This is a genomic window from Leucobacter sp. OLIS6 (genome assembly GCF_002752355.1).
Classification (GTDB): domain Bacteria; phylum Actinomycetota; class Actinomycetes; order Actinomycetales; family Microbacteriaceae; genus Leucobacter.
Window position 1 is genome coordinate 186,709 of sequence record NZ_MRAV01000009.1, and the last position, 25,307, is coordinate 212,015.

Consider the following 25,307-nt stretch of genomic DNA (forward strand, 5'->3'; position numbering starts at 1 on the left):
GACCCATTCCGGAGGAACCATGTCGAACATCCACGACGACCTGTTCGTCACGAACATGCCGAACATCGCGGCCGATTTCAAGAACGAGGGCGACGCCGCGGGCCTGCCCACCCCCACGAACGTGGGCGAGGCGCTCGGGCTGATGCGGTCGAACGAGGTGCCGCAGAGCAAGATCCACATGAGCCACTGCTGGATCTTCGAGACGGACGAGCCGCAGCACTGGGTCAACGAGCACGAGCACGACTACGACGAGATCCTCATCTGGACGGGCACCGATCCCGAACATCCGAAGGAGCTCGGCGCGGAGCTGTACTTCGATATCGAGGGCGAGCGCCACACCGTCACCACTTCGGGGTCCGTCTACATCCCGGCGGGCACGCGCCACTGCCCGCTCGGCTTCACCAAGGTCACACGCCCGTTCACCTTCAGCGCGCTCTCGCTGAGCCCGCTGTACGACTCCGACGAGAACGCCGGTCTGCTCGAGCAGATCGACCAGGCCTAGGCCGCACACCGAGCGGCCGTGCGCCGCTCCGAACCCCGAGGGGATTGCTATGGAAGATCAGGTCAGGGCAGCCGTCGAGCGCTACGTCGCGGGCGTGAGCGCGAACGACGCGGAGCTGGTGAAGCAGGCGTTCACCGAGGACGGCCGCATGTGGGGCTACCTCGGTGAGGACTTCACCGTGATGACGGCGGTGGACTTCGCGGAGCAGGTCGTCGCGACCGCTCCCCCGGCGGATCCCGCGTACCGCGCCGAGATCCACGGCATCGAGGTGACCGGCGATATCGCGACGGCGGTGCTCGACGAGCGGGCGTACCTCGGCTCGGACTTCCGCAACCAGTTCGGCCTGGTGCGGGTGGACGGTGTCTGGCGTATCGCGAGCAAGGTGTTCACGACGCGCTGATCCCGAACCGACCGGCAGGGGCCGCACTCCGATCCGGAGTGCGGCCCCTCTTCGTGCGCTGGCGGTCCCGTCGGGTGGCATGAGACGCCCGGTGCGGGTGCAGAGTTTCGGAGATCCGCCCCATTTCGGAGCGCCAGTGGCAGGACCGTCCGAAGATCCGCAGATCTCCGCGCCCGTGCGGTCGGCCGGTCGCCGACCGGGGACGCGAAGGGGCCCGGTATCGACGATCCCGGGCCCCTGTGAAAATGCGCGCGCTACGCGGCCTGCGCGGCGTCCTTGTTGCTCGTGTACTTCGGTGCGAGCGACAGCGCGCTGAAGCGGAACGGGCGGTCGACCCGCACGAAATCGAGCGGGCAGTGCACGGTTCCGGCCGGGATGTAGACGGATCCCGAGGTGGTGATCGTGTGCTTCTCGCCGTCGATCTCCATCGTGATCTCGGCACCCAGATCCCGCGGATCGTCGGGGTTCGACCCCGTCCAGATCAGGATCTCGTCGTAGTCGTGCGTGTGCGGGTTCACCCAGTGCACCGGCTCGGACACCTCGTGCACCCAGATGTGGGTCATGTTGATCTGGCTCTCGGGCACCAGCTTGCTGTGCATCAGCCAGAAGCCGTCGCCCAGGTTCTTCGGCTGTTCGAGGCCCGCCGCCTCGCCCTCGTTGTCCATCTCGCCGACGATGATCGGCATGTCGCGCACGAAGAGGTGCTCGTACTGATTCGCCATGGTGTCTCCCTTCACGGGCATCCACGCCGATGCCCTGCTTCGACGCTACGGAACCGCCGGCGCCGCGGGCAACGCTCCGCGCGCCCCTCTGCCCGCCGGGTCAAGACTCCTGCACAAAGTGGAGAGGATCAGGCGCCGGCGAGCGCTGCCGGACGACGCTGCCAGGTGTTCCACAGCGGCCGGTACCCCATGCGGCACCAGAACGGGCCCGACCGCGGGTTGAGGGCCGCGTAGTCGAGCAGGATCCGATCGAACCCGGCCGCCTCGAGACGCCCGTGCCCGAACTCCACCACGGCCTCGCCCAGCCCGCCGCCGCGCACGCTGGGCCGCAGGTACATCGCCTGGATGAACGCGATGCTGCCGCCCGGTGCCAGCCGCTCCCGGTGCCGCTCCTTGCCGGTCTCGATGCTCAGGTAGCCCGCGGCCGCGCCGTCCTGCTCCAGGATCCACGTCCACTCCGGGTCGGCGGCCAGGCGCTCCGCGATCCCGTCGCGCAGGATCGCGGTCGCGCCGGGCCTCGGGGTCACGCCCCCGTGCTGCGCGTCGTGCGTCAGCAGTTCGGTGTCGAGCTCGGCCAGCAGGTCGAGATCCGCGGGCTCCGCCGGTCGCACCGATACCCCGGCCGCGCGCAGGCGCCCGAGCGCGGCGTCCGCATCGGCTCCGCGCGCTCCGATGCGGATCCCCTCGACCCCCACCACCGCGAAGCCGTGCGACAGCAGCGGCCGCGCCAGCTCCGAGTCGCGGCTCGGCGCACGCAGCGACAGCGACGAATCCCAGGGCTCGACGCCCGCGAGCGCCGGCCCCGCCTCGGCGATCCAGGCGGCCAGCAGCCGATCGACGGCCTCCGCATCGCCGTCCCAGCGCAGCTCCAGCTGCGACCTGCGTGCCGCGCCCCAGATCGCGCCCGCGTCGTCGAGCGACAGGATCTCGACCGTCGATCGCCCGAGCGCGCGGATCGCTCCGTCGTGCTCCGCCGCGAGCAGCTCGCCCGCCGTCCCGGAACCGCGCTCGGGCAGCTGCGGATCGAGCGCGCGGTCGCGCCGGTTCATCGCCTCGATCGCCTGCGCCGCCTCCGCCGCCCCGATCCTGCTGATGCTCGTCATGCGCGTGTCCTTCCCGCTCGATCCCGTGTCGAAGTCGAGGCTAGCGCCGGATCCGTGCCCGCCGATTGACTCTGCCGGTAGAACAGTTGCGCGCCTCGGTAGGGATCGCCGAGGCCCTTGAGTCCCGTCCCCGGCTGCCCGAGACTCGGAGCACACCTCCGTTCGAAAGGATGCGTCAGTGACCCATCGAGACATCGTCGCCGCGCACTACGCCGCCGGCGCCCGTGGCGACCTCACCGGCATGCTCGCCGACTTCGCGCCCGACATCCGCTGGACCGAAGCCGCGGGCTTTCCCCTCGCAGGCACCTACACCGGGCCCGACGAGATCCGAGATCGCGTGCTCGCCGTGCTGAACGCCGAGTGGGACGGCTTCGGCATGCGCGTCGACGAACTCGTCGGCGATGCCGGCACCGTCATCGCCGTCGGGCGCTACGTCGGCACGCACCGCCGCACGGGCCGCCCGCTCGACGCGCGCGCAGTGCACGTCTGGCGCCTCGACGGCGAGCGCATCGTCGGCTTCGAGCAGATCACCGATACCGTGCTCGTCGAGCGCGCCGCCCGCGGTGCCGCGGAGGACGCCGCGTGAGCGCCGCGACGGGCTCGGCCCCCGCTTCCGCAGGCTTCGCCGGAACGCCCTCGGGGCGCAAGGCCCGCGACCTGGGGCTCACCATGGGGGCGCTGCCGAGCGGCCCGCGCAACGCGATCACCGACGTCGCGGGCGTCCGGGTCGGCCACACCACCCTCATCTCGGGCGACGGCGAGCACCTGCCCGGCCAGGGCCCCGTGCGCACGGGCGTCACCGTCATCATTCCGAACGACGCCCCCTGGAAGCAGCCGCTCTACGCCGCACCGCACCGGCTCAACGGCAACGGCGAGATGACCGGGCTCGAGTGGGTCCGCGAATCGGGCACCCTGACGAGCTACATCGGGCTCACGAACACGCACAGCGTCGGCGTCGTGCGGGACGCCCTCGTCGCGCACGAGGGCACCACCCGCCCCGCGGGCGAGGACTACTGGTCGCTGCCCGTCGTCGGCGAGACGTGGGACGGAGCGCTCAACGATCTGAACGGCTTCCACGTGCGCCCCGAGCACGTGCGCGAAGCGATCGAGTCCGCGCACGACGGCCACGTGCCCGAGGGCAGCGTGGGCGGCGGCACCGGAATGATCGCCCACGGTTTCAAGGGCGGGATCGGCACGGCGTCGCGCGTGGTCGCAGAGGCCGACGGCGGCTACACGGTCGGCGTGCTCGTGCAGGCGAACCACGGCCGCCGCGAGCGCCTGACCGTCGACGGGAAGCTGGTCGGTCCGTCGATCGAGCTGCCGGGCGACGCCGACGGCAGCTCGACCGCCGGCAGCGCGCTGCCCGAGGGCAGCGGATCGATCATCGTGATCGTCGCGACCGATGCGCCGCTGCTGCCCCACCAGTGCGCCCGCCTCGCGCAGCGCTCGGCGCTCGGCATCGCGCGCGTGGGCGGCGCGGGCGAGAACGGCAGCGGTGACCTCGCGTTCTGCTTCTCGACCGGCAACACCGGGATCCCGGCGGGCTTCGACCCCGGCGCACCGGTCGAGTACTCCGTCTCGGCGGTGGCGAACGATCGCATCGACCCGCTCTTCTACGCGACCATCGAGGCCACCGAGGAGGCGATCGTCAACGCGATGCTCGCGTCCGACACGATGGTCGGCAAGGGCGGGACCGTGCGCTACGGGCTGCCGCACGACCAGCTTCGGGGGCTGTTCGGGCTCGGAGAGCTCGCCGGCTGATCGAGCGGGGAACGCAGCTCGCGAAACACCACCGTCCGTCCGAGACGCCCCGAAGCTTCGGGGCGTCTCGGACGGACGGTGGTGTTTCGATGTCTACGCCGCCGACAGGTCGAGCGTGTCGGCGAGCAGCCCCTGCGTGTAGAGATCCTTCGGGTGATCGAGTACGCGGTCGACGCGCCCCTGCTCGACGATCTCGCCCCGGTTCAGCACCGCGACGGAGTCGGCGATCGACCGCACCACGGCCAGGTTGTGCGTCACGAAGATCATGCTCAAGCCGTCCTGCAGCAGTCCGCGCAGCAGCTCGACGACCGAGGCCTGCACCGACACGTCGAGCGCCGACGTCACCTCGTCGCAGATGAGCACGCTCGGGTCGGCGAGCAGCGCGCGGGCGATGGCGACGCGCTGCCGCTGCCCGCCCGACAGCTCCGACGGGTACAGCTCGGCCATGCGCGCGGGGATCTCGACCCGTTCCAGGGCCTCCGCGACCCGCCGGCGCACCTCGGACCCGCTCGGGCGTTCGAAGTGCCGCAGCGGCGCGGCCAGGCTCGTGCCGACGTCGAGCCGCGGGTTCAGCGAGCCGTACGGGTTCTGGAAGATGTACTGCATCCGACGCCGGGCGGCGGAGGTGCGCTTGGCCGCCGAACGCGCGAGCGATTCGCCGTCGAGCAGCAGCTCCCCCTCCCACTCGGTGTGCAGGCCGATGAGGCAGCGCGAGAGCGTGCTCTTGCCCGATCCCGACTCGCCCACGATCGCCAGGCACTCGCCCGCGCGCACGTCGAGGTCGATGCCGTGCAGCACGTCGACGTGCCCGTAGGAGGCACGGAGGTCCGAGACGCGGAGCACCGAGTCGGGGCGATCCTCGAAGTCGCCGACGGGCGCGACCGAGACGGTCGCCGGCGGGCGCTGCCCGATCTCGACGTGCCGGATGCAGCGCACGAGGCCGTCGCCCACGGGTTCCAGCGGCGGCACCGCCGAGCGGCACGCGTCGGTCGCGAACGCGCAGCGCGCGGCGAAGACGCAGCCCGTCGGGCGGTCGCCGATGCTCGGCGCGCGCCCGGGGATCGGCACGAGCATGTGGCGGTCCTGCGTCGACGGCAGCGCCTGCAGCAGCGCTCGGGTGTAGGGGTGGGCCGGCGCCTGCAGCACCGACGCGGTCGAACCGGTCTCGACGACCTGGCCGCCGTACATCACGGTCACGCGGTCGGCCACCTCGGCGACGACGGCGAGGTCGTGCGTCACGTAGATCGCGGCGATGCGGTATTCGGCGCACAGCCGCTTGACGAGCTCGAGCACCTTCATCTGCGTCGAGACGTCGAGGCCCGTGGTCGGCTCGTCGAGGACGATCAGCCGGGGCTGCGCGACGACCGCCATCGCGATCGCGATGCGCTGCTGCTGACCGCCCGACAGCTCGCTCGCGCGACGCTTCAGGAACGCGTCGTCCGTCGGCAGTCCGACGGCCTCGAGCACCTCGCGGATCCGATCCATCGCCCGGTCGCGCGAACCGTCGATGGCTTCGAGGAGCTGCGTGCGCAGCCGCATCGACGGGTTCAGCGCCGTCGCGGGATCCTGCGCGACGTAGCTGACCAGCCCGCGCCGCGCGGCGCGCAACCCCGCGGCGTCGAGGCTCAGCAGGTCGGTCCCCTCGATGTCGACGGATCCCGCGCGGATCTCGCCGCCGGCCCGCGCGTACCCGAGGAGCGCGAGCGCGAGCGTGCTCTTGCCCGATCCGGACTCCCCGACGATCCCCATGACCTCGCTCGATCCGAGCTCGAGCGAGACGTCCTCGATGATCGTCGTGTCCGTGCCCGTCAGACCGACCGTGAGACCGGTCACCGTGATTGCGGTCATGGTTACTTCCCTTCCGTGCGGGCGATGACGCGTGCGCCGCCCTCGGCGATGAGGTTGCCGCCGACCGTGAACAGCACGATCATGACGATCGGAGCGAGCACGGCCCACGGCTGCGTGGCGAGACCGGTGCGGTTCTCGCTCACCATGAGCCCCCAGTCGGGGGTCGGCGGCTGGATCCCGTAGCCGATGAAACTGATCGAGGCGAGGATGCCGACCGCCCACATGAGACGCACGCCCAGCTCGACGAGCAGCGGCGAGGTGATGTTCGGCAGCACCTCGCGCACGATCATGCGCCGGCCGGGGATCCCCACCGAACGGGCCCAGAGCACGAATTCGCGGTCGCAGATGGGGCGAGCCGCACCGCGGATCACACGGGCCACACCGGGGATCAGCGCGAGCACGACGAGCGTGACGAGCAGCCACGGCGACGGTCCGAACACGGACACAAACATGAGCGCCATGAGGATCCCGGGGAACGCGAGCAGCACGTCCATCGCCCGCATCAGGATCGTCTCGGTCCACCCGCCGGTGAAGGCGGCCGTGAGCCCGACCGCCGCGCCGACCGCGACGCTGAGCACGGCGCTCAGCGGCGCCATCCACGCCAGCGAGACGCCGCCGGCGAGCACCCGCGACAGCACGTCGCGGCCGAGCTGGTCGGAGCCGAGCAGCAGACCGCCGCCCGGCGGCGCGTACGGCGTCGTGATGGGATCGGTCGGCGAGTAGGGGGCGAGCAGGCCGCCGAAGCAGGCGAGCAGCGTCGTGAGCACCACGAGGCCGATCCCCCAGCGCACCTGGTTCGAGGCGAGGAACCGTGCGAGCACGCGGGAGCGCGGACGGGGCGCCGACTCGGTCGCGGGGCTCAGGTCGTTCTGCTGGGTCATGGGTACCACCTAGTCCTTCCGGCGCCCGCGGCCCGCGTCCGAGAGCAGGTCGGCGATGAAGTTGAAGACGAAGTACGCGGAGGCGATGATCAGCACGACCGCTTGGATCATCGGCAGATCGCGGTTGCCGACGGACTCGACGAGGGAGAGCCCGATGCCCGGGTACGAGAACAGGTACTCCACGACAACCGTGCCGCCGATGAGGAACGCCGCGACGAGCGATGCCGCCGGGATGATCGGCGCCAGCGCGTTCGGCAGCGCATGCCGGTAGAGGATCCGACGCGTGCTCAGCCCCTTGAGCTGGGCCGTCTGGATGAACTCGCTGTTCATCACGTCGATGAACGAGACGCGCACGAGGCGCGACAGGTAGGCGACGCCGCCGATGACGAGCGTCGTCACGGGGAGCACGAGCGCGAGCGGATGCCACCACGGCATGTCGGCGGGCGGAATCAGCGAGACCGGCGGGAAGATCCGGAACACGGTCGTCCCGAAGAGCGCGATGAGCACCGTGCCGAGCACGAACTCCGGAACCGCGTTGACCACCATCGATCCGCCCATGAACAGCTTGTCGAAGACCCGATCCTTGCGCTGCGCCGCGATGACGCCGATCACGAGCGAGATCGGCAGCATGATGACGAGGGCCAGCGCACCGAGCGTCAGCGAGTTGCGCAGCCGGAGCGACAGCGTGTCGGCGACGGGCGCGCCGTTGGTGAGCGAGACGCCCCAGTCTCCGCGCAGGATCCCGCCGAGCCACGTCAGGTACTGCTGCAGCAGCGGCGCGTCGAGCCCCAGCTCCTTGCGCAGGGTCGCGAGCCGCTCCGGGGTCGCGTTCACGCCGAGGATCACCTTGGCGACGTCGCCCGGCATCGCCTGCGTGGCGAAGAAGATGAGCAGCGAGACCAGCAGCAGCGTGATGACGCCCTGCAGGAGCTTGCCGCCCCAGCGCATCATCGTGCGCCGCCGTCGGCGTCGCACCGCTCCGCTGCCCCGCTCCCGCGAGAGCGCGATCATCTCGGTCATGGTGGTGGTTCCTTCCGCATCGCGTGCAGCGATGACGACGGGAACCCCGTTCCTGCGTCATCACAGGGCATCTCGACCGATCGAGACTTCTCTTGAATGTCTCCATCGTGGGCACCCGAGGCGGACGGCACAATCGCACCGCACCCATTTCTGCTCCCGCCGTCAATCTGCATGCTCCGGATGACAAACCGACCCGCCGTACGGGCGGCAAGACTGAAACGGACAGCCGGTGCACGCCGGGCCGATGGAGCGATGGAGGACGCATGCTGACCGCGACGACGCCGACCTTCCCGGTGCACGACATCGCCCCGCGCGAGGGCTCCGCCTGCGGATCGTTCCTCGTCGTCGAGGACATCGACGACCGCGCCGCGTTCCGCTCGCCGCACCGCCACGCCTTCACCCAGCTGGTGATCGTCGAGGCCGGGAGCGGGATCCACCGCATCGATTTCTCGCCCGTGCCGATCCGCGCCGGCGAGGTCCACCTGCTCGCACCGGGGCAGGTCCACGAGTGGTGCGCCGACCCGGGGCTGCGCTGCACCGCGGTGATGTTCTCGGAGGACGTGCTCGATTCCGTCGGCGCCCTGCCCGATCGGATGCGCGAGCTGCTCCTGCTGGGTGCCGCACCGCTCGCCCCGTCGGAGGCCGCGGCCGACCGCCTGCGCCGACTCGTCGACGCGCTGCGCGAGGCCGGATCGCCGGGCGGCGCCCGGCACCTGCTCGCCGCGCTCCTGCACGAGTGCGCCGAGGCGGTCCCGCAGGTGGATGCTCCGAGCGCTCGCTCGCCCCTCACCCGCGCATTCCTGCGGGAGGTGCTGCGCGCCCCTGACGCGAGCCAGACCGTGTCGAGCTGCGCCCGCGCGCTCGGCGTGACCACCGGCTACCTGGCCGAGCAGGTGGCCGCCGACACGGGGACGACGCCGGGTCGGATCCTGCGCACGGCCGTGGCCCGCGAGGCGCAACGGCTGCTCGGCGGTACCGCGCTGAGCGCCGCCCAGATCTCCCACCGCCTCGGGTTCACCGAGGCCTCCTACTTCTCACGATTCTTCCGCCGGGAGGTCGGCTGCACGCCGACCGAGTACCGGGATCTCGGGCTCCGCGGTGAGAATCCTCCACGAAAGGACCGACATGCAAGCTGACCTCCTGTTCGAGCAGGCCACCCTCTTCGACGGCGAGGAGCTGCTGGACTCGCCGGTGTCGATCGCGGTGGCCGACGGGACCGTCATCGGCGTCGGCACCGATCTCTCCCACCTCGTCGGCCCGGCGACGGTGCACCGCGATCTGGGCGGGGCGTTCGTGATGCCCGGGCTCGTCGACGTGCACAACCACCATGCCGTCGCCGGCCGCGCGGAGCTGTTCGAGCTCGTCGTGCCGATCGGGGCGAGCCTCGACGAGGTGCTGGCCGCCGTCGCCGAGCAGGCCGCGATCACTCCCGAGGGCGGATGGATCGTGGGCGGCCCGTGGGGAACCAACCTGCTGGGCGAGCTCAACTCGTCGGCGTCGCTCGCCCGACTCGATGCCGCGGCCGGCGGACGCCCGGTGGTGCTGATCGAGGACAGCCGGCACAACCGCTGGGCCTCGACCGAGGCGCTGCGCCTGGCGGGGATCCTCGACGGCGACCGCTCGACGTCCGACGAGCCCGGGGTGCTGCGCGACCCGTCGACGGGCCGCCCCACCGGCGTCCTGCTCGAGGGTGCGGGCCTCCGGGTCGAGTACGCGATGGCGGAGGCCGGCGGCTTCACCGAGGCGCAGCACCGGGCCGCGTCCGCCCGCGGCGTCGAGATCCTCAACAGTTTCGGCATCACCGCGTTCCAGGACGCGGCCGCCTCGCTCGACATGCTGCGCGCGCTCCACGGGCTCGACGCCGAGGGCCGTTTGAACGCCTGGGTCGTGACCTCGATCACCATCAACGACGAGATCTTCGGATTCACCCCGATCGGACAGGAGCTCGTCGACCTGGCCGAACCGTTCCGCAGCGCGCACCACCGCCCCGACTTCGTGAAGGTGTTCCTCGACGGCGTGCCGCCGGCCCGCACGGCGGCGTTCCTCGAGCCCTACCTGCCCGACGAGGAGCACGGGCACGAGTTCACCGGAGCCATGCTGATCCCGCAGGCGGAGTTCGCCGAGCTGATGGCGAGCATCGCCGGGCAGGGCCTCGGGCTCAAGGTGCACTGCGCCGGCGACGCCGCGGCCCGCGCGGTGCTCGACGCGACGCAGGCGCTGCGCGAGCGCGGCGATACGCGCACCCGCGTGCACATCGCCCACGGCCAGTTCCTCTCCGACGCCGACCTGCCGCGCCTCGCCGAACTCGACGTCACCGCCGACATGTCGCCGTTCGTGTGGTTCCCCGGGGTGATCCCCCAGGCGCTCTCCGAGGTGCTCCCCCAGCCCCTCGCCGGGAGGATCCAGCCAAACCGCACCCTCACCGATCTCGGTGCCCGCCTCGCGATGGGCTCCGACTGGCCCGTCAGCCCCACCCCGAACCCGTGGTTCGGGATCCACGGGCTCGTGACCCGCGCCGACCCGTTCCGCCGGACGCCGGGCACCCTGTGGCCCGAGCAGGCGCTGACCGTCGTCGAAGCGCTCCGCGTCTGCACGTCCCGCGGCGCCGAGGCCATCGGGCTCGGTGACACCATCGGTCGTATCGCGCCCGGCTTCTCGGCCGATCTCGCCGTGCTCGACGCCAACCCCTTCGAGCGCGATCCGCTCGAACTGGCCGACACGCGAGTGGTCGAGACCTGGTTCGAGGGCCGGCTCGTGCACTCGCGTGCGGACTGACGCGATCCGGCCGAGCGCCGGACTGATCCTGCTGCTGGGCCTGCTGGAGGCCTTCGGCCCGCTGTCGATGGACCTCTACATGCCCGCGCTGCCCGAACTCGCGCGCTCGCTCGGGATCGGCGACGCGCTCGCCCAGACCACCATGTCGGTGTGCATGCTCGGCCTGGGCCTCGGGCAGCTGATCGCCGGCCCCATGAGCGATCGCTTCGGACGGCGGCTCCCGCTGCTCATCGGCGTCGCCGCGTTCGCGGTGTTCTCGGCGGCCTGCGCCGTCGCGCCCTCCGTCGGCTGGCTGCTGCTGTTCCGCGCGCTCCAAGGGGTGAGCGGCGCGGCCGGCATGGTGGTCACGCTCGCGATCGCGCGCGACATCTTCGCGGGCGCGCGGCTCGCCCGCATGCTCTCCTGGCTCGCGCTCGTCGGTGCCGTGGCTCCCGTCGTCGCGCCGATCCTCGGCGGGCAGCTCAGCCGGTTCCTCGACTGGCGCGGGATCTTCTGGGTACTCGCCGGCATCGGCGTCCTGCTGCTCGCATCGGCGCTCCGCTGGCTCCCCGAATCGCATCCGCGCGAGCTGCGCAGCACGACGAGCGGCCCGCTCGCGCTGCTGGCCGACGCCCGCGTGCTCCTCGCGCACCCGGTCTACCGGGCCGTGCTCGTCATCTCCGCCGTCAGCGGCGCCGCGTTCTTCGCCTACCTCTCGATGTCCAGCTTCGTGCTGCAGAACGGCTTCGGCGTCACCCCGGCGCTGTTCGGGATCCTGTTCGCCGCAGGGTCGCTCTGCAACGTCGTCGGTTCCCAGACCAACCGCGTGCTGCTCGCCTCGACCAGCCCGGAACGGCTCTACCTCGTCGGCATGGTGCTCGCGTTCCTCGGCAGCGCCGTCGCCGCGGCGAGCGCGCTGCTCGACCTCGGGTTCGCGCCGTTCGTCGCCGGGCTGGCCCTCTACCTCGCGTCGACCGGGTTCACGATGCCGAACGCGAGCGCGATCGGCCTGACCGCGCACGGCGATCGCGCGGGATCGGCCGCGGCGCTGCTCGGCACGTCCTCGCTGTTCCTGGGCCCGATCCTTGCCCCGTTGGTCTCGCTCTCGGGCGTCACCGCCGCGGTGCTCGGCCTCACGATGCTCGTCGGATCCGCGCTCATGCTCGCCGTCGGTCTCGCCGCGTTCGGTCGGGCTCCGCGACGGCCCTGATCAGCCGGATCGCTCGCATCCCCCTGTTCCCTCTTTTCCCATTCACCGAATACCGCACACTCACCGCACCGAAGGAGGCGCATCGTGACGAAGTACGATCACCTGTTCGTCAAGGACATGCCGAACTGCATGGACGAGATGGTCATGGACGACCAGGAGCAGCTGGAGTACCCGCTGCCGAACCTGGGTGAAGGCCTGTGGCTGATGAACAGCGACCTGGTGCCCGGCGCTCAGGCCAACATGACGCACATCTGGATCCATCCGTCCGACGAACCGCAGCTGTGGGTCAACCCGCACCAGCACGACTACGACGAGATCCTGATCTGGACGGGCGGCAACCCCGACGATCCGCGCGATCTCGGAGCCGAACTGACCATGGAGATCGAGGGCGAGCGGCACGTCATCACGACGTCCGGGGCCGTCTACATCCCCGCCGGCACGGTGCACTGCCCCCTCGGCTTCACCCGCATCGACCGCCCGTTCCGCTTCAGCGCGCTCTCGCTCGCGCCCAGGTACCGCGCGCAGGACCACTCGGAGTAGCCGCCGAGCACCGGGCTCCGCCCAATCGACCGGGTCCGAGTCATCCTTTCCGGGGGCGGAAAGGATGACTCGGACCCGGTCGATGCGTGTTGTGGGAGCGCAGACGCGGAGGGGCGGGAGCGATCCCTCGCTCCCGCCCCTCCGCCGGTCCCGACGAGTCGCGCTAGCCGACCGTCACGCCCGTCAGCAGGAACGAGGTGCGCCCGTACAGGTCCTTCTCGAGTCCCTTCACGTTGGCGCGGTGCACCGTGATGTTCTGACCGTAGACCGGGACCAGGTATCCGCCCCGCTCGTGCTCGATCGTCTGCAGCTGCTGGATGATCGTGCACTGGGCGGCCGGGTCGACGGTCTGGTACAGCTCGGCTGCGAGCGTGTTGTACTCGGGGTCGTCCATGTGCGTGCCGTTCTCGGACCCGCCGGGCAGGAAGTGCCCCTTCGCCGTGATCTCGTAGGGGCTGGACGTGTAGCTGATGAACATCGGCCAATCGAGCCAGCGGTCGAGGAACGTGGCCACGTCCAGCTTGCGCACCGAGATCTTGATCCCGACCTTCGCCGCGTCATCGGCCACGAGCTGCGCCATCTCCATCATGCCGGGGAACGCGCCGTCGGTGACGAGCTCCACCTGGGCACCCTCGACGCCCGCTTCCGCGACGAGCTGCTTCGCCTTCGCGAGGTCCTGCGTCCGCTGCGGCACCTTCGGCGGCTCGCACGAGGAGTTCTTGCCGATGAAGTCGTTCGCCACCGTCGCGTAGCCGCCGAAGGCGTTCTTCACGATCCGCTCGCGGTCGACCGAGAGCCGGATCGCCTCGCGCACCTTCGCGTCGGAGAACGGCTTGTCCTTCATGCTCATCGCGATGAGCGGGTAGCTCGCCGTGTCGCTCACCACGAGACCGAGGTTCGGATCCCCCTTGAGCGCGGGCACCTCGGGGAACGGGATGCCCTGCGCGACGTCGATCTGACCGCCGCGGATCGCGTTGGTGACGGCGTTCTGCTCGGTGAAGAACGACAGGGTGAGGCTGTCGAGCTTCGGCTTCTCGCCCCAGTAGTCCGTGAACTTCGAGAGCTTCGCCTCCTGGCCCGGCGTGAACGAGTCGATGGTCCACGGGCCGGTGCCGGAGGGCTTGTCGACGGTCGCACCGCCGCGGACGCTGCGCATGTTGACTCGCGCCATCGAGAACATCTCGGGGACCAGGCCGAACGGCTTCTTGAGCTTCAGCTTGAGCGTCGTCTCGTCGACGACCTCGATACCGGCGGCGTCGACGAAGTCGAGGTTGGTCGCGTACGCCCAGGCCTTCTTCGGGTCGATCATCGCCTTGATGCTCTCGGCCGCATCCTCGGCGTTGAAGGTCTCGCCGTTGTGCAGTTTCACGCCCTTTCGGAGCTTGATGGTCCAGACGTCCTTCGCCGCGTTCGGCTCCATGGACTCGGCGAGCACGTAGACGACCTTGCCCGTGCGGTCGCGGGCCGTGAGGCCCTCATAGACCTGCTTGAACAGCGCGTCGCTCGAGACCGAGCCCTGCTGCTGGTAGGGGTTGACCTCGTCGCTGGTGCTGCCGACCATGCCGACCCGGATCGAGGTCTGGCCGGAGCCGCCGCCCGAGGAGGGGGGTGCGCAACCGACGAGCGAGAGCGAGAGCGCGACCGCCGCGACTGCGGCGACCCGGGCTCCTGCGCGTGAGCGGAATCGGAAAGTCATGAGTCCAGTCCTCCTGATGCGTATGCGTGGGGTGGTCGGTCCCGCTGCAGTCGCCCTCCCCGGTTTCGGGGACCTGCGGCGGTGCGACCGGCTTGCGCGGCGGCCCTCGCCTTCGAGTACCGCGCTCCCGGCCTCCGCTCGGTGCGGCGGGTACGGGTGCGCACCCTCATGGTCGGGGGGCGCTGGGCGCGCTGGCAAGGCGGGCCCGGCAGTCTGTACGGCTCGGGACAACTCCTCTGCCGGGAACGACAACTGCGGGCCCGAAGCCGGATCAGCGCTCGGATTCGGGCCGGTAGTGCCCGTCACCGCTCACCGCGACCGCGAGGAAGCGGAAGGGACGGTCGACCCGGTTGAAGCCGAGCGGGCAGTGCTTGGTACCCGCGGGGATGTAGACCGATCCCGAGGTCGTGATGAGGTGCCGCTCGCCCTCGATATCGAGGTACACCTCGGCGCCGAGGTCGTGCGGATCCTCCGGGTCGGATCCGGTGAACACGAGCACCTCGTCGTACTCGTGCTGGTGCTCGTGCACCCAGAAGGTCTCCTCCTGCGTCGGGTGCACCCAGCTCATGGTGATGTAGGCCTTCGCCTCGGGGACGTCCTCGGCGCGCATGATCGCCCACGGCCGGCTGAGGTTCGCCGGGAGCGGGCGCCCCGCGGCCTCGGCCTCGTTGGTCATGTCGTCACGGCAGTCCACGAGATCGCGGACGAAGAGGTGCTCGTACTGGCTCGGTGCCACGGTGTCGATCCTTCGTTCGGGGCGGCCTGCGCCGCTCATCGGGTTCCGGTCGGCCGTCGGCCGCCGTGCAGCGAGGCTATGCCGCGGCGGGCAGCGGTCACGAGGCACAGGGACGGGGCAGGATGGGACTTTTCCGCGCCGCGGGAATCCCCCGGTCGGCGGCAGCTTCCGTCTACACTGGGTGACGCAACCGAGCCCGGAAGGCCCCCATGCCGAAGATCATCGACCACGACCAGCGCCGCGACGAGATCGTCGACGTCACCTGGCAGCTCATCGTCGAGGGCGGGATCGAGGCGGCGACCATGCGCGAGATCGCGTCGCGCGCCGGATTCGCGAACGGGGCGTTGAAGCACTACTTCACGGGCAAGGATCAGATCATCACCGGCGCGTACGAGCGCTCGCTGAACAGCCTGGGCGACCGCCTCACGGCCTACGTCGCAGGAAAACGGGGCATCGAAGCCCTCGAGATGTTCATGCGGTACACCCTGCCCGTCGAGCAGGAGGACGCGACCGCGGCCCGGGTGCTGCTCTCGTTCTGGGAGCGCTGCGCGTTCAGCGCCGAAGTGCGAGGCGGCTACGACGAGCACCTCGACACCTGGAAGGCGGGATACCTGCGCTATCTCGCCGAGGGGCGGGAGGACGGCGATATCCGCACGTCGACTCCCGACGATCAGCTCGCCGACGAGATCATCATGATGAACATCGGCGCCACCGTGATCCGGGTCGTAAGCCCCGACCACCTGCATGTGGACGTGCTCGAACGGCAGGTCACCGACTTCATCACCCGGCTGCGCCGGGCGGACTGACGGGCGGCGTCTCCGCCGCGCGCTGCGATCCCTCGACCGCGCGCCTATCCCGCGGAGCGCGGCGCGGCGAAGGCGAGCAGCCTCGCCGGGTTGTCAATCATGATCCGATCGAGCGCCTCGGGTCCGACCCCGAACTCCGCGAGCGTCGGCAGGAAGTGCTCGACGACGTAGCCGTAGCCGTGCCCGCCGTAGCGGCGCAGCTGCACTCTCTGGCAGACGTCGCCGCCGAGCACGAGCCGGTCGCCCCAGCCGTCGGCGACGAGCTCCGCGAAACCGCGGGCGATGCCGCGGTCCGTGAAGGGGAACAGCGTCCCCCAGGGGCTCCCGGTGGTCCCGAGGAAATCGGCCTCGACCGAGACCCCGCGCGCCAGCAGGCGGCGGGCGAAGTCCAGGTCGTCGCCGATGGTGCCGGCGTGCCCGAACACCACGCGTCGCGGATCGGCGCCCTCCTCTTCGAGCGCGTCGAGCACGCGCAGCCGCTCCTCACCGAAGCCGCCCATGTGCAGGGTGATCGGCGCGCCGGTGAGCGCCGAGGCCCGGCCTGCGGCGCGCACGCTGCGCATCTCCTGCGGATCGACGGGCGCGCCCTCGGCCCCGACCTCTCCGATGATCCCGGAACGGATCCCGGTGCCGTCCGCCCCGACGACGATGTCGCGCACGATCGCGGCGACCAGCGCCTCCTGCGGAAGCTCCGCGAACCCCGCGGGGTGCAGGTCCTTCTGGTACCAGCCGCCGCCCATCACGAGGTGCAGTCCGGATGCGCGGCTGAGCCGCGCGAGCGCTCGCGCGTCCCGCCCGATCCCGGGGGTCGTGACCTCCACCATCGTGCCGCCGCCCTGCGTGACGAAGTCCCCGACCTCGTCGAGCGCGGTCGCGAAGTCGCCGAGAACGTCGTTGTCGGTGTTCGGTCGGCCGCGGCGTATCGCCGCGAGGTTCGACAGCCCGAGCGGCTCCTGCGCGTCATCGTCCCACTCACCCGGACGCGGGTTCGGGCTGTGCGCGGGCCTGCGGATGTCGAGGAAGAGGTGCTCGTGCATGAGCGTCATGCCGAGCTCCTCGGGCCGCACCGGCCCGAGCACGGTCTGCACGAGGCCCTCGAGGTTCGGGATCTCGAGCCCGTCGAGGGTCGGGATCGACGCCGCGGCATTCGCGTGCGCGTGCGCGTTCGGGATCATCGGGTCTCCTCCGGGGCGGTTCGGGCGAGGATCCTCGCGGCGTTCGCGGCGCCGACCGCGTGCTGCAGGGCCGGGTCGGCGCCGAGCATGCCGAGGTAGGGCAGGAACTGCTCGACGGTGAACTCGAGTCCGTTCCCGCCGAAGGCGGTGAGGCGGTGCCGGTTGCGGATCCCGCAGCTGAGCAGGATCCGTTCCTGCGCCCCCTGTTCGGCGGCGTGCAGGATCGCGAGCGCGATGTCGTGATCCGACACGACGGTGCGCACGTTCGGGATCCGCCCCAGGTCGTCGAAGCAGAGCGCGGTGCCCTGATCCAGCAGGGCGTCGAAGCGGGCCCCGTCGATGCCGATCCGGCCGGCGACGGCCGTCGCGACGCCGGTCAGCAGCACCCGGTGCCGGGGCAGTCCGGCGGAGTCGACCGCGGCGAGCGCACGGTGGAGCGCACGGTCGAGGGCCGGAGTCGCGTCGGGTTCGGGGTTCGTGCTCACGGGAGCGCCGGGCGCTCCCGGGCCCGACAGGTCGAGCACGAGTGCCGCGCCGGATCGCCGGGCGGCATCGGCGGCCGCCCGGATCAGGGCGGAGCGCCGATCCGCTGCACGACGGCCCCCGCAGGCAGTGCCGTCGGCGCGACCGATGCAGTCGGCGCCGCCGTCCGCGTGCGCGTCGCGGACGGGGATCGCCCCGACGACTCCGGCAGGGTGAACGGGTGCACCCAGCTCTTCAATGATCCGGAGCCCCACGCTCTCGGGATCATCGGGTGCCGTGCGCCCTCCGTCCGCTCGGCCGTCGGTGAACCGCCCCGCGGTTCCGCGCACGATCTCGACACCGGACGCGGCGCTCACCCGGGCGAGGGCGTCGCCCGTGCCGGTCGAATCCCGCTCGTCGAGCGAGACGAGCAGACGGATCGCATCGCCGTCCGGCGACCGCGGTTCCGTTCCCGCGGGCGCCGCGGGAACGGCTGCCGAGCGGAATCGGAGCAGCGCGGCGGCCGCCTCGGGCTCCCCGATGGTCCGATCCTCGAAGTTCTCGGCGCCCATGAGCAGGCGGCCGAGCACGTCGATGGTGACCGGGGCTCGCCGGAACTCCGCGTCGCTCGCGGGGATCCCCGCGTTACCGCGCGCGAGTGCCGGCGCGCGGAGGAGCGACTCGGCGGCGAGCACGACACCGACGTCGCCCGGAGGGATCGGTCCCCGGACCGCGGTGATCGCGGAGGCGGGCCCGGGCCCGGGAACCGTCGCCACGCTCAGACCGCCGTCGCGACCAGCACGCGCGGGCTGCCGGGCAGTGCGACGCGGCGATCCGTCTTCCATCCGGTCTCGGCGAGCCAGGCCTCGACCTGCTCGACGGGGTACACGACCGTGCCGTCGATGTTGAAGTACTCGCCGGCGTGCAGGGCGTCGATCGGGCGCTGGGTCTCGTCGGCATCGAGGAAGAAGTCGAGCAGCATGAGCGTGGCGCCGGGTGCCGCCGCCCCCCGCGAGGCGGCGAGGATCGCGCGGTTCTGCGCCTCGTCGAAGCGGTGCAGCACGTGGGTGAGCAGCACGAGGTCGTGCTCGCCGCCCGGCTGCGCGGTCTCGGTCGGCGCCTCCTCGATCGAGATGCGGTCGAGGAATCCGGCCTCGGTCGCGGCGTCGGTGATCGAATCGGCGAAGCCCGGTGCGTAGACGTAGCGAGTGGTGAGCCCGGGGTTCTGCTGCATCGCGGCGAACGAGAATCCGGCCGCGAGGCCGCCGAAGTCGAGGGCGCTGCGGAAGCCCGAGAAGTCGAACGCCTCGCCGAACTGCTCGGCGTGCAGCGCGTTGTAGGTCATGACGCCCGCGAGGAAGTCGGTCCAGCCGGCCTCGTCGAGATCGAGCGTGCCGGCCTCGTCCGTGTCGACCGTGCGGTCGTAGCCGAGCCACTGCTGGTAGCTGATGTCGTTCAGGAAGGCGAGGAAGGGGCCGAGGTCGATCTCGCCGGTGCCGGCGAGGTATTTCGCGGAGTCCTCGACGAGCGAGTACTCCCCCGAGACGCGGTTCAGCAGGCCGAGCCCGTTCATGGCGTCGGCGAGCGTGCGGACCTGGCGCTCGGCGTGCCCGGTCGCGGTCGCGAGGGCGGCGAGATCCTTGGGGCCGTCGGCGAGCGCCGCGAACAGACCGATCCGGCTGGCGGCGGTCAGCTGCTTCGCGCCCATGAAGCCGATCGCGATGTCGATGATGCGTGCTGGTGAGGCGGTCATTGGGTGTCATCCTTCACAGTTCGTGCCGCCCCGAATCGTTGGGGACGACGGTGTCCGGCCGGTGGCCTGCGCGAAACTCTACAAGCGTAGACAAAAGATGTCCAGCGCTTGTATCCTGTTTTTCTACCCTTGGTGAAAAACAAGCTCACCGGGGGCGCCCGAGACCGGGCGCCGCACGACCCATCCGCACCCTTCACCGCCGAAAGGTCCCCCATGGTCCTCGCCACCCGTTCCTTCCACGCCGAGCCCGGCACCGGATCCGCGCAGGCGCTCCCCCCGGTCGCCCTGTTGCACGGCTTCGCCGCGAGCGGCGACTCCGACTTCGTCGCGACCGGGTGGCCCGAAGCCCTCGCCGCAGCCGGCCGCTCGTCGATCGTGATCGACCTGCCCGGGCACGGATCGAGCCCGGCGATCGCCGGACCCGAAGAGGCCCGAACCTCGGCCGTGATCGCCGCGATCCTGGAGGCCATCGCCCTGACGGAGCCCGAAGGCCCGGTCGACGTCATCGGATACTCGCTCGGCGGGCGCCTCGCCTGGGAGCTGCCTGCGGCATCGCCCCGCATCCGTCGCCTCGCGCTCGGCGGCGTGAGCCCGATGGAGCCGTTCGCGGCGGTGGACCCGGCCGAGCTCGGTCGGGCGCTCGCGGGCGTCGCACCCGAGAACCCGCTGGTCGGCATGATGGCCGCCATGATCTCGGCCCCCGGAGCCGACACCGCGTCGCTCGCCACGCTCATCCCGGGCCTCGCCTCCGAGCCCTTCGACCCGCAGGCGAACGCACCGCGGGTGCCGACACTGCTCGTCGCGGGCGAACAGGACCCGATGAGCCAGGGTGTCGAGGTGCTGCTTCAGGCACTGCCCGACGGACGGCTCGCCCGCGTGCCCGGCGACCACCGCGGCGCGCTCGACAGCGCCGAATTCCGCGCGGCCGCGATCGAGTTCCTGGCGGGCTGAGACCCGGCCCGGCCGATTCCGGCCGGGATGCGGAATCGGATTCCGCATCCCGGCCGGACGGACGTGTCGCCTCAGGCGGGCGCCCACACTCCGTCGGCGCGCACCTCGCGGTCGAGCCAGAGCTCGGCGACCGACTCGCGGATCACGTCCGCACCGATCGCGTCGAGCAGCGAGATCGCGCCGAGATTGTCGTCGAACTGCCGCACGCTCGAAGCCCCGAAGAGCACGTTGGCGGTCGCCGGGTTCGCGAGACAGAACGCCAGGCCGAGCTGCGCTGGCGTCGCACCGAACGATCGCGCGATCTCGGCGACGCGCGGGTAGGCCGCGACGATCCGAGCGCGGATCCCGCCGACATCGGCGCCGATCTTGCGATTCGGCGACAGCTTGCCGACCAGGATCCCGCCCTCGAACGCGTCGGATGCCTGCAGCGCGAGCGTTCCCTCGCGGAACCAGCGCCCGTAGAACTCCCCCTCGGCCATGCTGCGACGGGCGATGCCGTACTTCAGCTGCGCGAACGAGGGCGGAGTGAGCCCCTCCGAGGCCGCGGTGTCGAGCGCGAGCTGCAGCGACTCGGCCGGCCAGTTGTTCACGCCCCAGCTCGCGAAGCTACCCCGGTCGATCTCGGCCTGCACATCGCGCACCACCTGCGCGATGTCGATGTCGCTCATGAAGTCGCCGACCACGACGGTGTCGAAGGATCCGACCTCGGCGCCGCCGCGCGCGATGCGCTCGAGCGATTCGTCCATCTGCCCCGCGAACCCGGTCGCCGGGTACTCCCAGAGCCAGAGCTTGCCGCACAGACGATAGTCGGAGCGGGCGAGGCCGAGCTCGTGCAGCGCCCCACCGAACAGCAGATCGGTGCGCGAAGCCTCGGCATGCGGTCCCATGTTGTAGTAGGCGACATCGAAGAAGGCCGAGCCGACCTCGACTGCGCGTGAGATCAACGCCCGCCGCTCCGCGGCCTCCATCCGATCCCAGATGTTCCACGAGCCGAGCGCGAACACCGGCGCTTCGGGGCCACCGGGGCCCAACCGTCGGATCGGAACCTCACCGCTGAACTTCACAACCGCCTCCTCGCAGCCTCGGGTCCGGAGTTTCGCGTGCGCGACCCTTCCCCTTTATTTTCTACAATCGTATAATAAAGATCGCGCGGACTCCATACGGGAGTCCCGAAGGGCCGGACCCGCGGCCCGCACCGACGAAGGAGTCACCGTGACCACACCCCGAACCGTGCTCATCACCGGCGGCGCCGGCGGGATCGGCCAGGGCATCGCCCGTGCCTTCCTCGCCGAGGGCGAGCGCGTGATCCTCGCCGACCGCGACCCCGACGCCGTCGCATCGGCCGCGGACGCGCTCGGCGCCGACCCCCTGACGCTCGACATCACCGACCCCGCCGCGGTCGCCGCGGCGTTCGCGTCGCTCGCCGCCGCCGGCACCGCCGTCGACGTGCTCGTGAACAACGCCGGGATCCTCTCGGTGCACGGCGCCGTCACGGAGCTCGCGCCCGAGGCCTACCGCTCGATCCTCGAGGTCAACGTGATCGGCACCTTCGCCGTCACCCAGGCGTTCGCGCACCACCGCATCACGGCCGGCGGCGGCGGGGCCGTCGTCAACATCTCGTCGATCGGCGGACGCCAGCCGACGCCCGGCATGGGTGCCTACGAATCCAGCAAGGCCGCCGTCGACTCGGTGACCCGCTGGGCCGCGATCGAACTCGCCGCGCACGGGATCCGCGTCAACGCCGTCGCCCCCGGGCCCGTGCTCACCCCCATGCTCGAGATAGGCATGCCCGAGGGATCCCCCGCACGGCAGGCGTGGGCGAGCCGGATCCCGCTCGGCGACCTCGCGAAGGTCGCCGACATCGCCCCGGCCGTCGTGTTCCTCGCCGGATCCGGCGCCGCGCACATCACCGGCGTCAGTCTCGCGGTCGACGGCGGGCAGCTGCTCACCTGAGCTGCGCCTCCGGCGTCCGGGGCGACACGTCCGTGCCCCGTTCAAACCGCCAGAAACTGAGATTCCGCGTCAGACTGAGTGCTCTACCTGAAAACTCAGTCTGACGCGGAATCTCAGCCTGAACGCTCGAGTACGACGGGGGCATCGGGGCCGGCGAGTAGGCCGCACCGTGCTCGAGCGGGGCGGACCTCACACGAGCACGGGCAGCACACTCAAACAAGAACGAACGAGCACGAGCGAAAGCCCGGCTCAGACCTCGCGCTCGAAGACCACGTTCCCGTCGAGCACCGTCAGGTCGATCTCGACGCCGGGCAGACCGGCCGCGCCGACCGCGAACGGGTCCTGCGCGAGCACGACGAGGTCGGCGACCTTGCCCGCCTCGACGGTCCCCTTCCAACCGTCCGCGCGGTCCTGCCGGGCCGGCACCGCGGTGTGCGCCCGCAGCAGGCGGTGCAGCCGTGCCGCCGCCGCGGCGGGGTCGTCCGGGGCGCCGCCGCGCAGGATCCAGGCCTCGGCGGCGGCGACGGTCTCGCGCCAGTCGGGGGCGAGGATCGGGGCGTCGGAGGAGAGCACGAGCACGCCGGCGGCGAGCGCTTCGGCGTAGGGCCAGGGCGCCGCATCTGCACCGAGCACCCCGGCCATCCAGTCGGCGGTGGTGACCGCGATGCCAGGCTGCGAGTTGAACCACATGCCGAGCTCCGCGATCCGCTCGATCTGCGCGGGGGTCGCGAGGTCGCCGTGGATCACGTAGTGCCCGAGTTCGCGGGGATGCACGGAGCCGGGTTCGCCCGCGGCCGATTCGACCGCGTCGAGCACGACGTCGATGGTGCGGTCGCCGGTGGCGTGCACGCCGACCTGGAGGCCGGCGCGGTGCCCGGCACGCACCATCTCGCGCAGCGCCTCGGCCTGCGCTTCGAGCGTTTCGCCCTCGACGAGCAGGCCGCCGTGCGTGCCGTCGCCGTAGGGGCGCGAGCTCCACGCCTGCTTCGAGAGCGGGATCAGGTCGCCGAAGATCTTGATCCCGGCGATGCGCAGCCACTCGGGATCGCTGCCGCCCTGCGCGTCGACGAGCTCGGCGATGCCGGCCGTGACGACGTCGAGCCGGCTGGGCCCGTCGAGGATCCCGTAGAGCCCGAGCAGGGTCACCCGCTGCCGCAGCTCCCCCGCCTCGGCGAGTTCGCGGTAGACGTCGAGCACCTCGCCGGCGAAGCAGCCGGTCTCGCCGTCGTCCTCGCCGGGACCGATCCCCGGTTCGGTGAGGCTCGTGATCCCGAAGCTCGACAGCAGTTCACCGGCGCGCAGGATCGCGGCGCGGCGCGCCGCCCGATCGCCGGTGAGGACGCCCTCGATCTGCGCACCTTCGGCGTGACCGCCGAAGAAGGTGTGCGGCCAGCGCGCCCCGAGCCAGGTGGCGTGCAGGTGGGAGTCGTTGATGCCGGGCAGCACTGCGCGTCCGTCGAGCTCGATCACCCGGGTGGTCGCATCGATCAGGGGCGCGACGTCGTCGCGGGTGCCGACGGCGAGGATCCGCCCTCGGGCGACCGCGACCGCGTCCGCACGGCTGCCCGCGGCGTCCATGACCAGCACGGGTCCGCCCTGCAGCACCAGCTCGGCGTGCTCCGCCGATGCGCTCGCACCGATTCGTGTCATTGCTCTCCCTCGAGAACGGGCGGGGCCCGGTTCGGATCGAGGGGCTTCCCGTTTTGGTCAACGTATGTAGAATAAAACCACATTCTCGGCAGCAGAGCAACGACGCCGGCCGAGCCCACCGGAACGGAGCCTTCGATGACGATCCCCACCTCCACCCGCGCCGCCGTGCTCGTCGAGCACGGCGCTCCCCTCGAGCTGCAGGACCTCCCGCTGCCCGGGACGGTCGAACCCGGCGCCGCCCTCGTACGCATCACCTGCACCACGCTCTGCGGCACCGACATCGAGATCTGGGAGGGCCGCATGACCTTCCCCGGCATGCTGCCGATGGTGCTCGGCCACGAGATGGTCGGCGAGGTGATCGCCGTGGGCGACGGCACCGTCGACGCGCTCGGCGCGCCCATCGAGGTCGGCGACCGCATCGGCTGGTCGGAATCCGTCTGCGGCGAGTGCTTCGGCTGCACGGTGCTGCGCCAGCCCGTCGCCTGCTCGAAGCGCGGCTACGGGTTCCTGCAGCGCTCCGACGTGCCGCCCTACGCGACCGCCGGTCTGTCCGAGTACGCCTACGTCACGCCGGGCGCGCAGAAGCTGCGCCTACCCGAGGAAGTCAAGGACACGTGGGCCTCGGCCGCCGGCTGCGCGGCGAAGACCGTGCTGCGGGCGTTCGACCGCGCGGGCGGCGTGCGGCCGGGATCCCGGGTCGTGGTGCAGGGCTCCGGTGCGCTCGGCCTCTTCGCGACCGCGGTCGCGAGCATCTCGGGCGCGGCCCAGGTCATCACCGTCGGGGCCCCTGCTTCCCGCCTCACCCTTGCCGAGCGCTTCGGCGCCACCCACACGGTCGACATCGCCGGAGGGTCGGAGGCGACCATCGCTCGGGTGCAGGAGCTCACGGGCGGCCGGGGCGCCGACCTGATCCTCGACTTCGCGGGCGCCCCCTCCATCGGCCCCGAGGCCATCGCGATGGCCGCGCAGCGCGGGGTGTTCGCGGTCGTCGGATCCACCGGCCCCGTCGGCGACCCGTTCCCCATCTCGGCGATCATGGGCAAGGAGCTCACGGTCGTCGGATCGCTCAACGGCGACGTCTCCGACTACTTCCGCTCGATCGAGTTCTTCCGGGCCTTCGCCGACCGCTTCCCCTGGGACGAGCTGTTCTCGGAGCCGTGCGGCCTCGCCGAGGCGTCCGAGCGGATCGCGAACATGCACGCGCTCGGCGAGGTCAAGGCCGTCATCGACCCGCGCATCACCGTGCGCTCCGCCGAGCCGTCGGCCGCGCGCTAGACCCGCTTCCGTCAGAGAGGACCCCATGACTCCCACCACCCCTCTTCTACTCCTCTGACGCTGCCGACGATCTACACTGCGTAGACCCCGGTGGTCGACGTAACAATAA

Annotated in this window: 24 protein-coding genes; 12 read left to right on the forward strand and 12 right to left on the reverse strand. The window is 71.2% G+C overall.

Annotation, left to right across the window (positions count from 1 at the left end):
- Positions 1–19 precede the first annotated feature (19 nt).
- Both BMH31_RS05810 and BMH31_RS05815 read left to right on the forward strand, forming a co-directional pair.
- Positions 20–502, forward strand: a complete 483-nt coding sequence (locus BMH31_RS05810) for a hypothetical protein (protein WP_099723660.1) — start codon at positions 20–22, stop codon at positions 500–502.
- Between the two features lie 49 nt (positions 503–551).
- Positions 552–902, forward strand: coding sequence for a nuclear transport factor 2 family protein (locus BMH31_RS05815; protein WP_099723659.1), 351 nt, complete (start codon positions 552–554; stop codon positions 900–902).
- Positions 903–1,156: 254 nt separating this feature from the next.
- Here the strand turns inward: BMH31_RS05815 and BMH31_RS05820 are convergent, their stop codons facing one another.
- Both BMH31_RS05820 and BMH31_RS05825 read right to left on the reverse strand, forming a co-directional pair.
- Complete coding sequence (locus BMH31_RS05820; protein ID WP_099723809.1) at positions 1,157–1,624, reverse strand: hypothetical protein; 468 nt, start codon at positions 1,622–1,624, stop codon at positions 1,157–1,159.
- A 128-nt stretch (positions 1,625–1,752) separates the two neighbouring features.
- Entirely contained in the window at positions 1,753–2,727 is a 975-nt protein-coding gene (locus tag BMH31_RS05825) for a GNAT family N-acetyltransferase (protein WP_143470123.1), read from the reverse strand.
- A gap of 178 nt (positions 2,728–2,905) precedes the next feature.
- Here BMH31_RS05825 and BMH31_RS05830 point away from each other — a divergent pair, with 178 nt between their 5' ends.
- Both BMH31_RS05830 and BMH31_RS05835 read left to right on the forward strand, forming a co-directional pair.
- Positions 2,906–3,313 (forward strand): nuclear transport factor 2 family protein, encoded by a 408-nt coding sequence (locus tag BMH31_RS05830; protein ID WP_099723808.1) that lies wholly within the window; start codon positions 2,906–2,908, stop codon positions 3,311–3,313.
- A complete protein-coding gene (locus BMH31_RS05835) occupies positions 3,310–4,488 on the forward strand; it encodes a P1 family peptidase (protein ID WP_199068425.1) in 1,179 nt (392 codons plus the stop codon). The genes BMH31_RS05830 and BMH31_RS05835 overlap by 4 nt, the downstream gene beginning before the upstream one ends.
- Before the next feature lie 93 nt (positions 4,489–4,581).
- Here BMH31_RS05835 and BMH31_RS05840 read toward each other — a convergent pair whose 3' ends face one another.
- From BMH31_RS05840 to BMH31_RS05850, 3 genes are read right to left on the reverse strand one after another with little or no spacing between them, the layout of a single operon-like run.
- A complete protein-coding gene (locus BMH31_RS05840) occupies positions 4,582–6,336 on the reverse strand; it encodes an ABC transporter ATP-binding protein (protein ID WP_099723657.1) in 1,755 nt (584 codons plus the stop codon).
- 2 nt (positions 6,337–6,338) lie between these two features.
- Positions 6,339–7,217 carry an ABC transporter permease gene (locus BMH31_RS05845; protein WP_099723656.1) on the reverse strand — a complete coding sequence of 293 codons (879 nt, stop codon included), beginning with the start codon at positions 7,215–7,217 and terminating at the stop codon, positions 6,339–6,341.
- A gap of 9 nt (positions 7,218–7,226) precedes the next feature.
- Positions 7,227–8,237 carry an ABC transporter permease gene (locus BMH31_RS05850; RefSeq protein WP_241898160.1) on the reverse strand — a complete coding sequence of 337 codons (1,011 nt, stop codon included), beginning with the start codon at positions 8,235–8,237 and terminating at the stop codon, positions 7,227–7,229.
- A 263-nt stretch (positions 8,238–8,500) separates the two neighbouring features.
- Here BMH31_RS05850 and BMH31_RS05855 point away from each other — a divergent pair, with 263 nt between their 5' ends.
- The 4 genes from BMH31_RS05855 (at position 8,501) to BMH31_RS05870 (ending at position 12,741) form a co-directional block, all read left to right on the forward strand.
- Positions 8,501–9,373, forward strand: coding sequence for an AraC family transcriptional regulator (locus tag BMH31_RS05855; RefSeq protein WP_099723655.1), 873 nt, complete (start codon positions 8,501–8,503; stop codon positions 9,371–9,373).
- Positions 9,363–11,012: an amidohydrolase gene (locus BMH31_RS05860; RefSeq protein WP_099723654.1), complete on the forward strand. Its 1,650-nt coding sequence runs from the start codon at positions 9,363–9,365 to the stop codon at positions 11,010–11,012. Before BMH31_RS05855 ends, BMH31_RS05860 begins: the two co-directional genes overlap by 11 nt.
- Positions 11,002–12,201 carry a multidrug effflux MFS transporter gene (locus BMH31_RS05865; RefSeq protein ID WP_241898161.1) on the forward strand — a complete coding sequence of 400 codons (1,200 nt, stop codon included), beginning with the start codon at positions 11,002–11,004 and terminating at the stop codon, positions 12,199–12,201. Before BMH31_RS05860 ends, BMH31_RS05865 begins: the two co-directional genes overlap by 11 nt.
- Before the next feature lie 84 nt (positions 12,202–12,285).
- The gene (locus tag BMH31_RS05870) at positions 12,286–12,741 is read left to right on the forward strand and encodes a hypothetical protein (RefSeq protein ID WP_241898162.1); all 456 of its coding nucleotides are present in this window, start codon (positions 12,286–12,288) and stop codon (positions 12,739–12,741) included.
- Positions 12,742–12,904: 163 nt separating this feature from the next.
- Here BMH31_RS05870 and BMH31_RS05875 read toward each other — a convergent pair whose 3' ends face one another.
- Positions 12,905–14,437 (reverse strand): ABC transporter substrate-binding protein, encoded by a 1,533-nt coding sequence (locus BMH31_RS05875; protein WP_099723652.1) that lies wholly within the window; start codon positions 14,435–14,437, stop codon positions 12,905–12,907.
- Between the two features lie 271 nt (positions 14,438–14,708).
- On the reverse strand, positions 14,709–15,173 hold the full coding sequence (locus tag BMH31_RS05880; protein WP_241898163.1) for a cupin domain-containing protein: 465 nt from the start codon (positions 15,171–15,173) through the stop codon (positions 14,709–14,711).
- Positions 15,174–15,382: 209 nt separating this feature from the next.
- Between BMH31_RS05880 and BMH31_RS05885 the strand changes: the two genes are divergently transcribed.
- Entirely contained in the window at positions 15,383–15,979 is a 597-nt protein-coding gene (locus BMH31_RS05885) for a TetR/AcrR family transcriptional regulator (RefSeq protein ID WP_099723650.1), read from the forward strand.
- 44 nt (positions 15,980–16,023) lie between these two features.
- Here BMH31_RS05885 and BMH31_RS05890 read toward each other — a convergent pair whose 3' ends face one another.
- Genes BMH31_RS05890 through BMH31_RS05900 form a run of 3 tightly spaced genes read right to left on the reverse strand, consistent with a single transcriptional unit; the run spans position 16,024 to position 19,369 of the window.
- Complete coding sequence (locus BMH31_RS05890; protein ID WP_099723649.1) at positions 16,024–17,154, reverse strand: aryldialkylphosphatase; 1,131 nt, start codon at positions 17,152–17,154, stop codon at positions 16,024–16,026.
- On the reverse strand, positions 17,151–18,392 hold the full coding sequence (locus BMH31_RS05895; protein WP_143469793.1) for a hypothetical protein: 1,242 nt from the start codon (positions 18,390–18,392) through the stop codon (positions 17,151–17,153). The genes BMH31_RS05890 and BMH31_RS05895 overlap by 4 nt, the downstream gene beginning before the upstream one ends.
- A 2-nt stretch (positions 18,393–18,394) precedes the next feature.
- A complete protein-coding gene (locus BMH31_RS05900) occupies positions 18,395–19,369 on the reverse strand; it encodes a methyltransferase dimerization domain-containing protein (protein ID WP_099723647.1) in 975 nt (324 codons plus the stop codon).
- A 213-nt stretch (positions 19,370–19,582) separates the two neighbouring features.
- Between BMH31_RS05900 and BMH31_RS05905 the strand changes: the two genes are divergently transcribed.
- Positions 19,583–20,320 (forward strand): alpha/beta fold hydrolase, encoded by a 738-nt coding sequence (locus BMH31_RS05905; RefSeq protein ID WP_099723646.1) that lies wholly within the window; start codon positions 19,583–19,585, stop codon positions 20,318–20,320.
- Between the two features lie 71 nt (positions 20,321–20,391).
- Here BMH31_RS05905 and BMH31_RS05910 read toward each other — a convergent pair whose 3' ends face one another.
- Entirely contained in the window at positions 20,392–21,384 is a 993-nt protein-coding gene (locus tag BMH31_RS05910; RefSeq protein ID WP_099723645.1) for an aldo/keto reductase, read from the reverse strand.
- A 148-nt stretch (positions 21,385–21,532) separates the two neighbouring features.
- Between BMH31_RS05910 and BMH31_RS05915 the strand changes: the two genes are divergently transcribed.
- Positions 21,533–22,273: a glucose 1-dehydrogenase gene (locus tag BMH31_RS05915; RefSeq protein WP_099723644.1), complete on the forward strand. Its 741-nt coding sequence runs from the start codon at positions 21,533–21,535 to the stop codon at positions 22,271–22,273.
- Positions 22,274–22,522: 249 nt separating this feature from the next.
- Here BMH31_RS05915 and BMH31_RS05920 read toward each other — a convergent pair whose 3' ends face one another.
- Positions 22,523–23,923 (reverse strand): amidohydrolase family protein, encoded by a 1,401-nt coding sequence (locus BMH31_RS05920; RefSeq protein WP_099723643.1) that lies wholly within the window; start codon positions 23,921–23,923, stop codon positions 22,523–22,525.
- Positions 23,924–24,058: 135 nt separating this feature from the next.
- Here BMH31_RS05920 and BMH31_RS05925 point away from each other — a divergent pair, with 135 nt between their 5' ends.
- A complete protein-coding gene (locus tag BMH31_RS05925) occupies positions 24,059–25,198 on the forward strand; it encodes a zinc-binding dehydrogenase (RefSeq protein WP_199068428.1) in 1,140 nt (379 codons plus the stop codon).
- Positions 25,199–25,307: the final 109 nt, after the last annotated feature.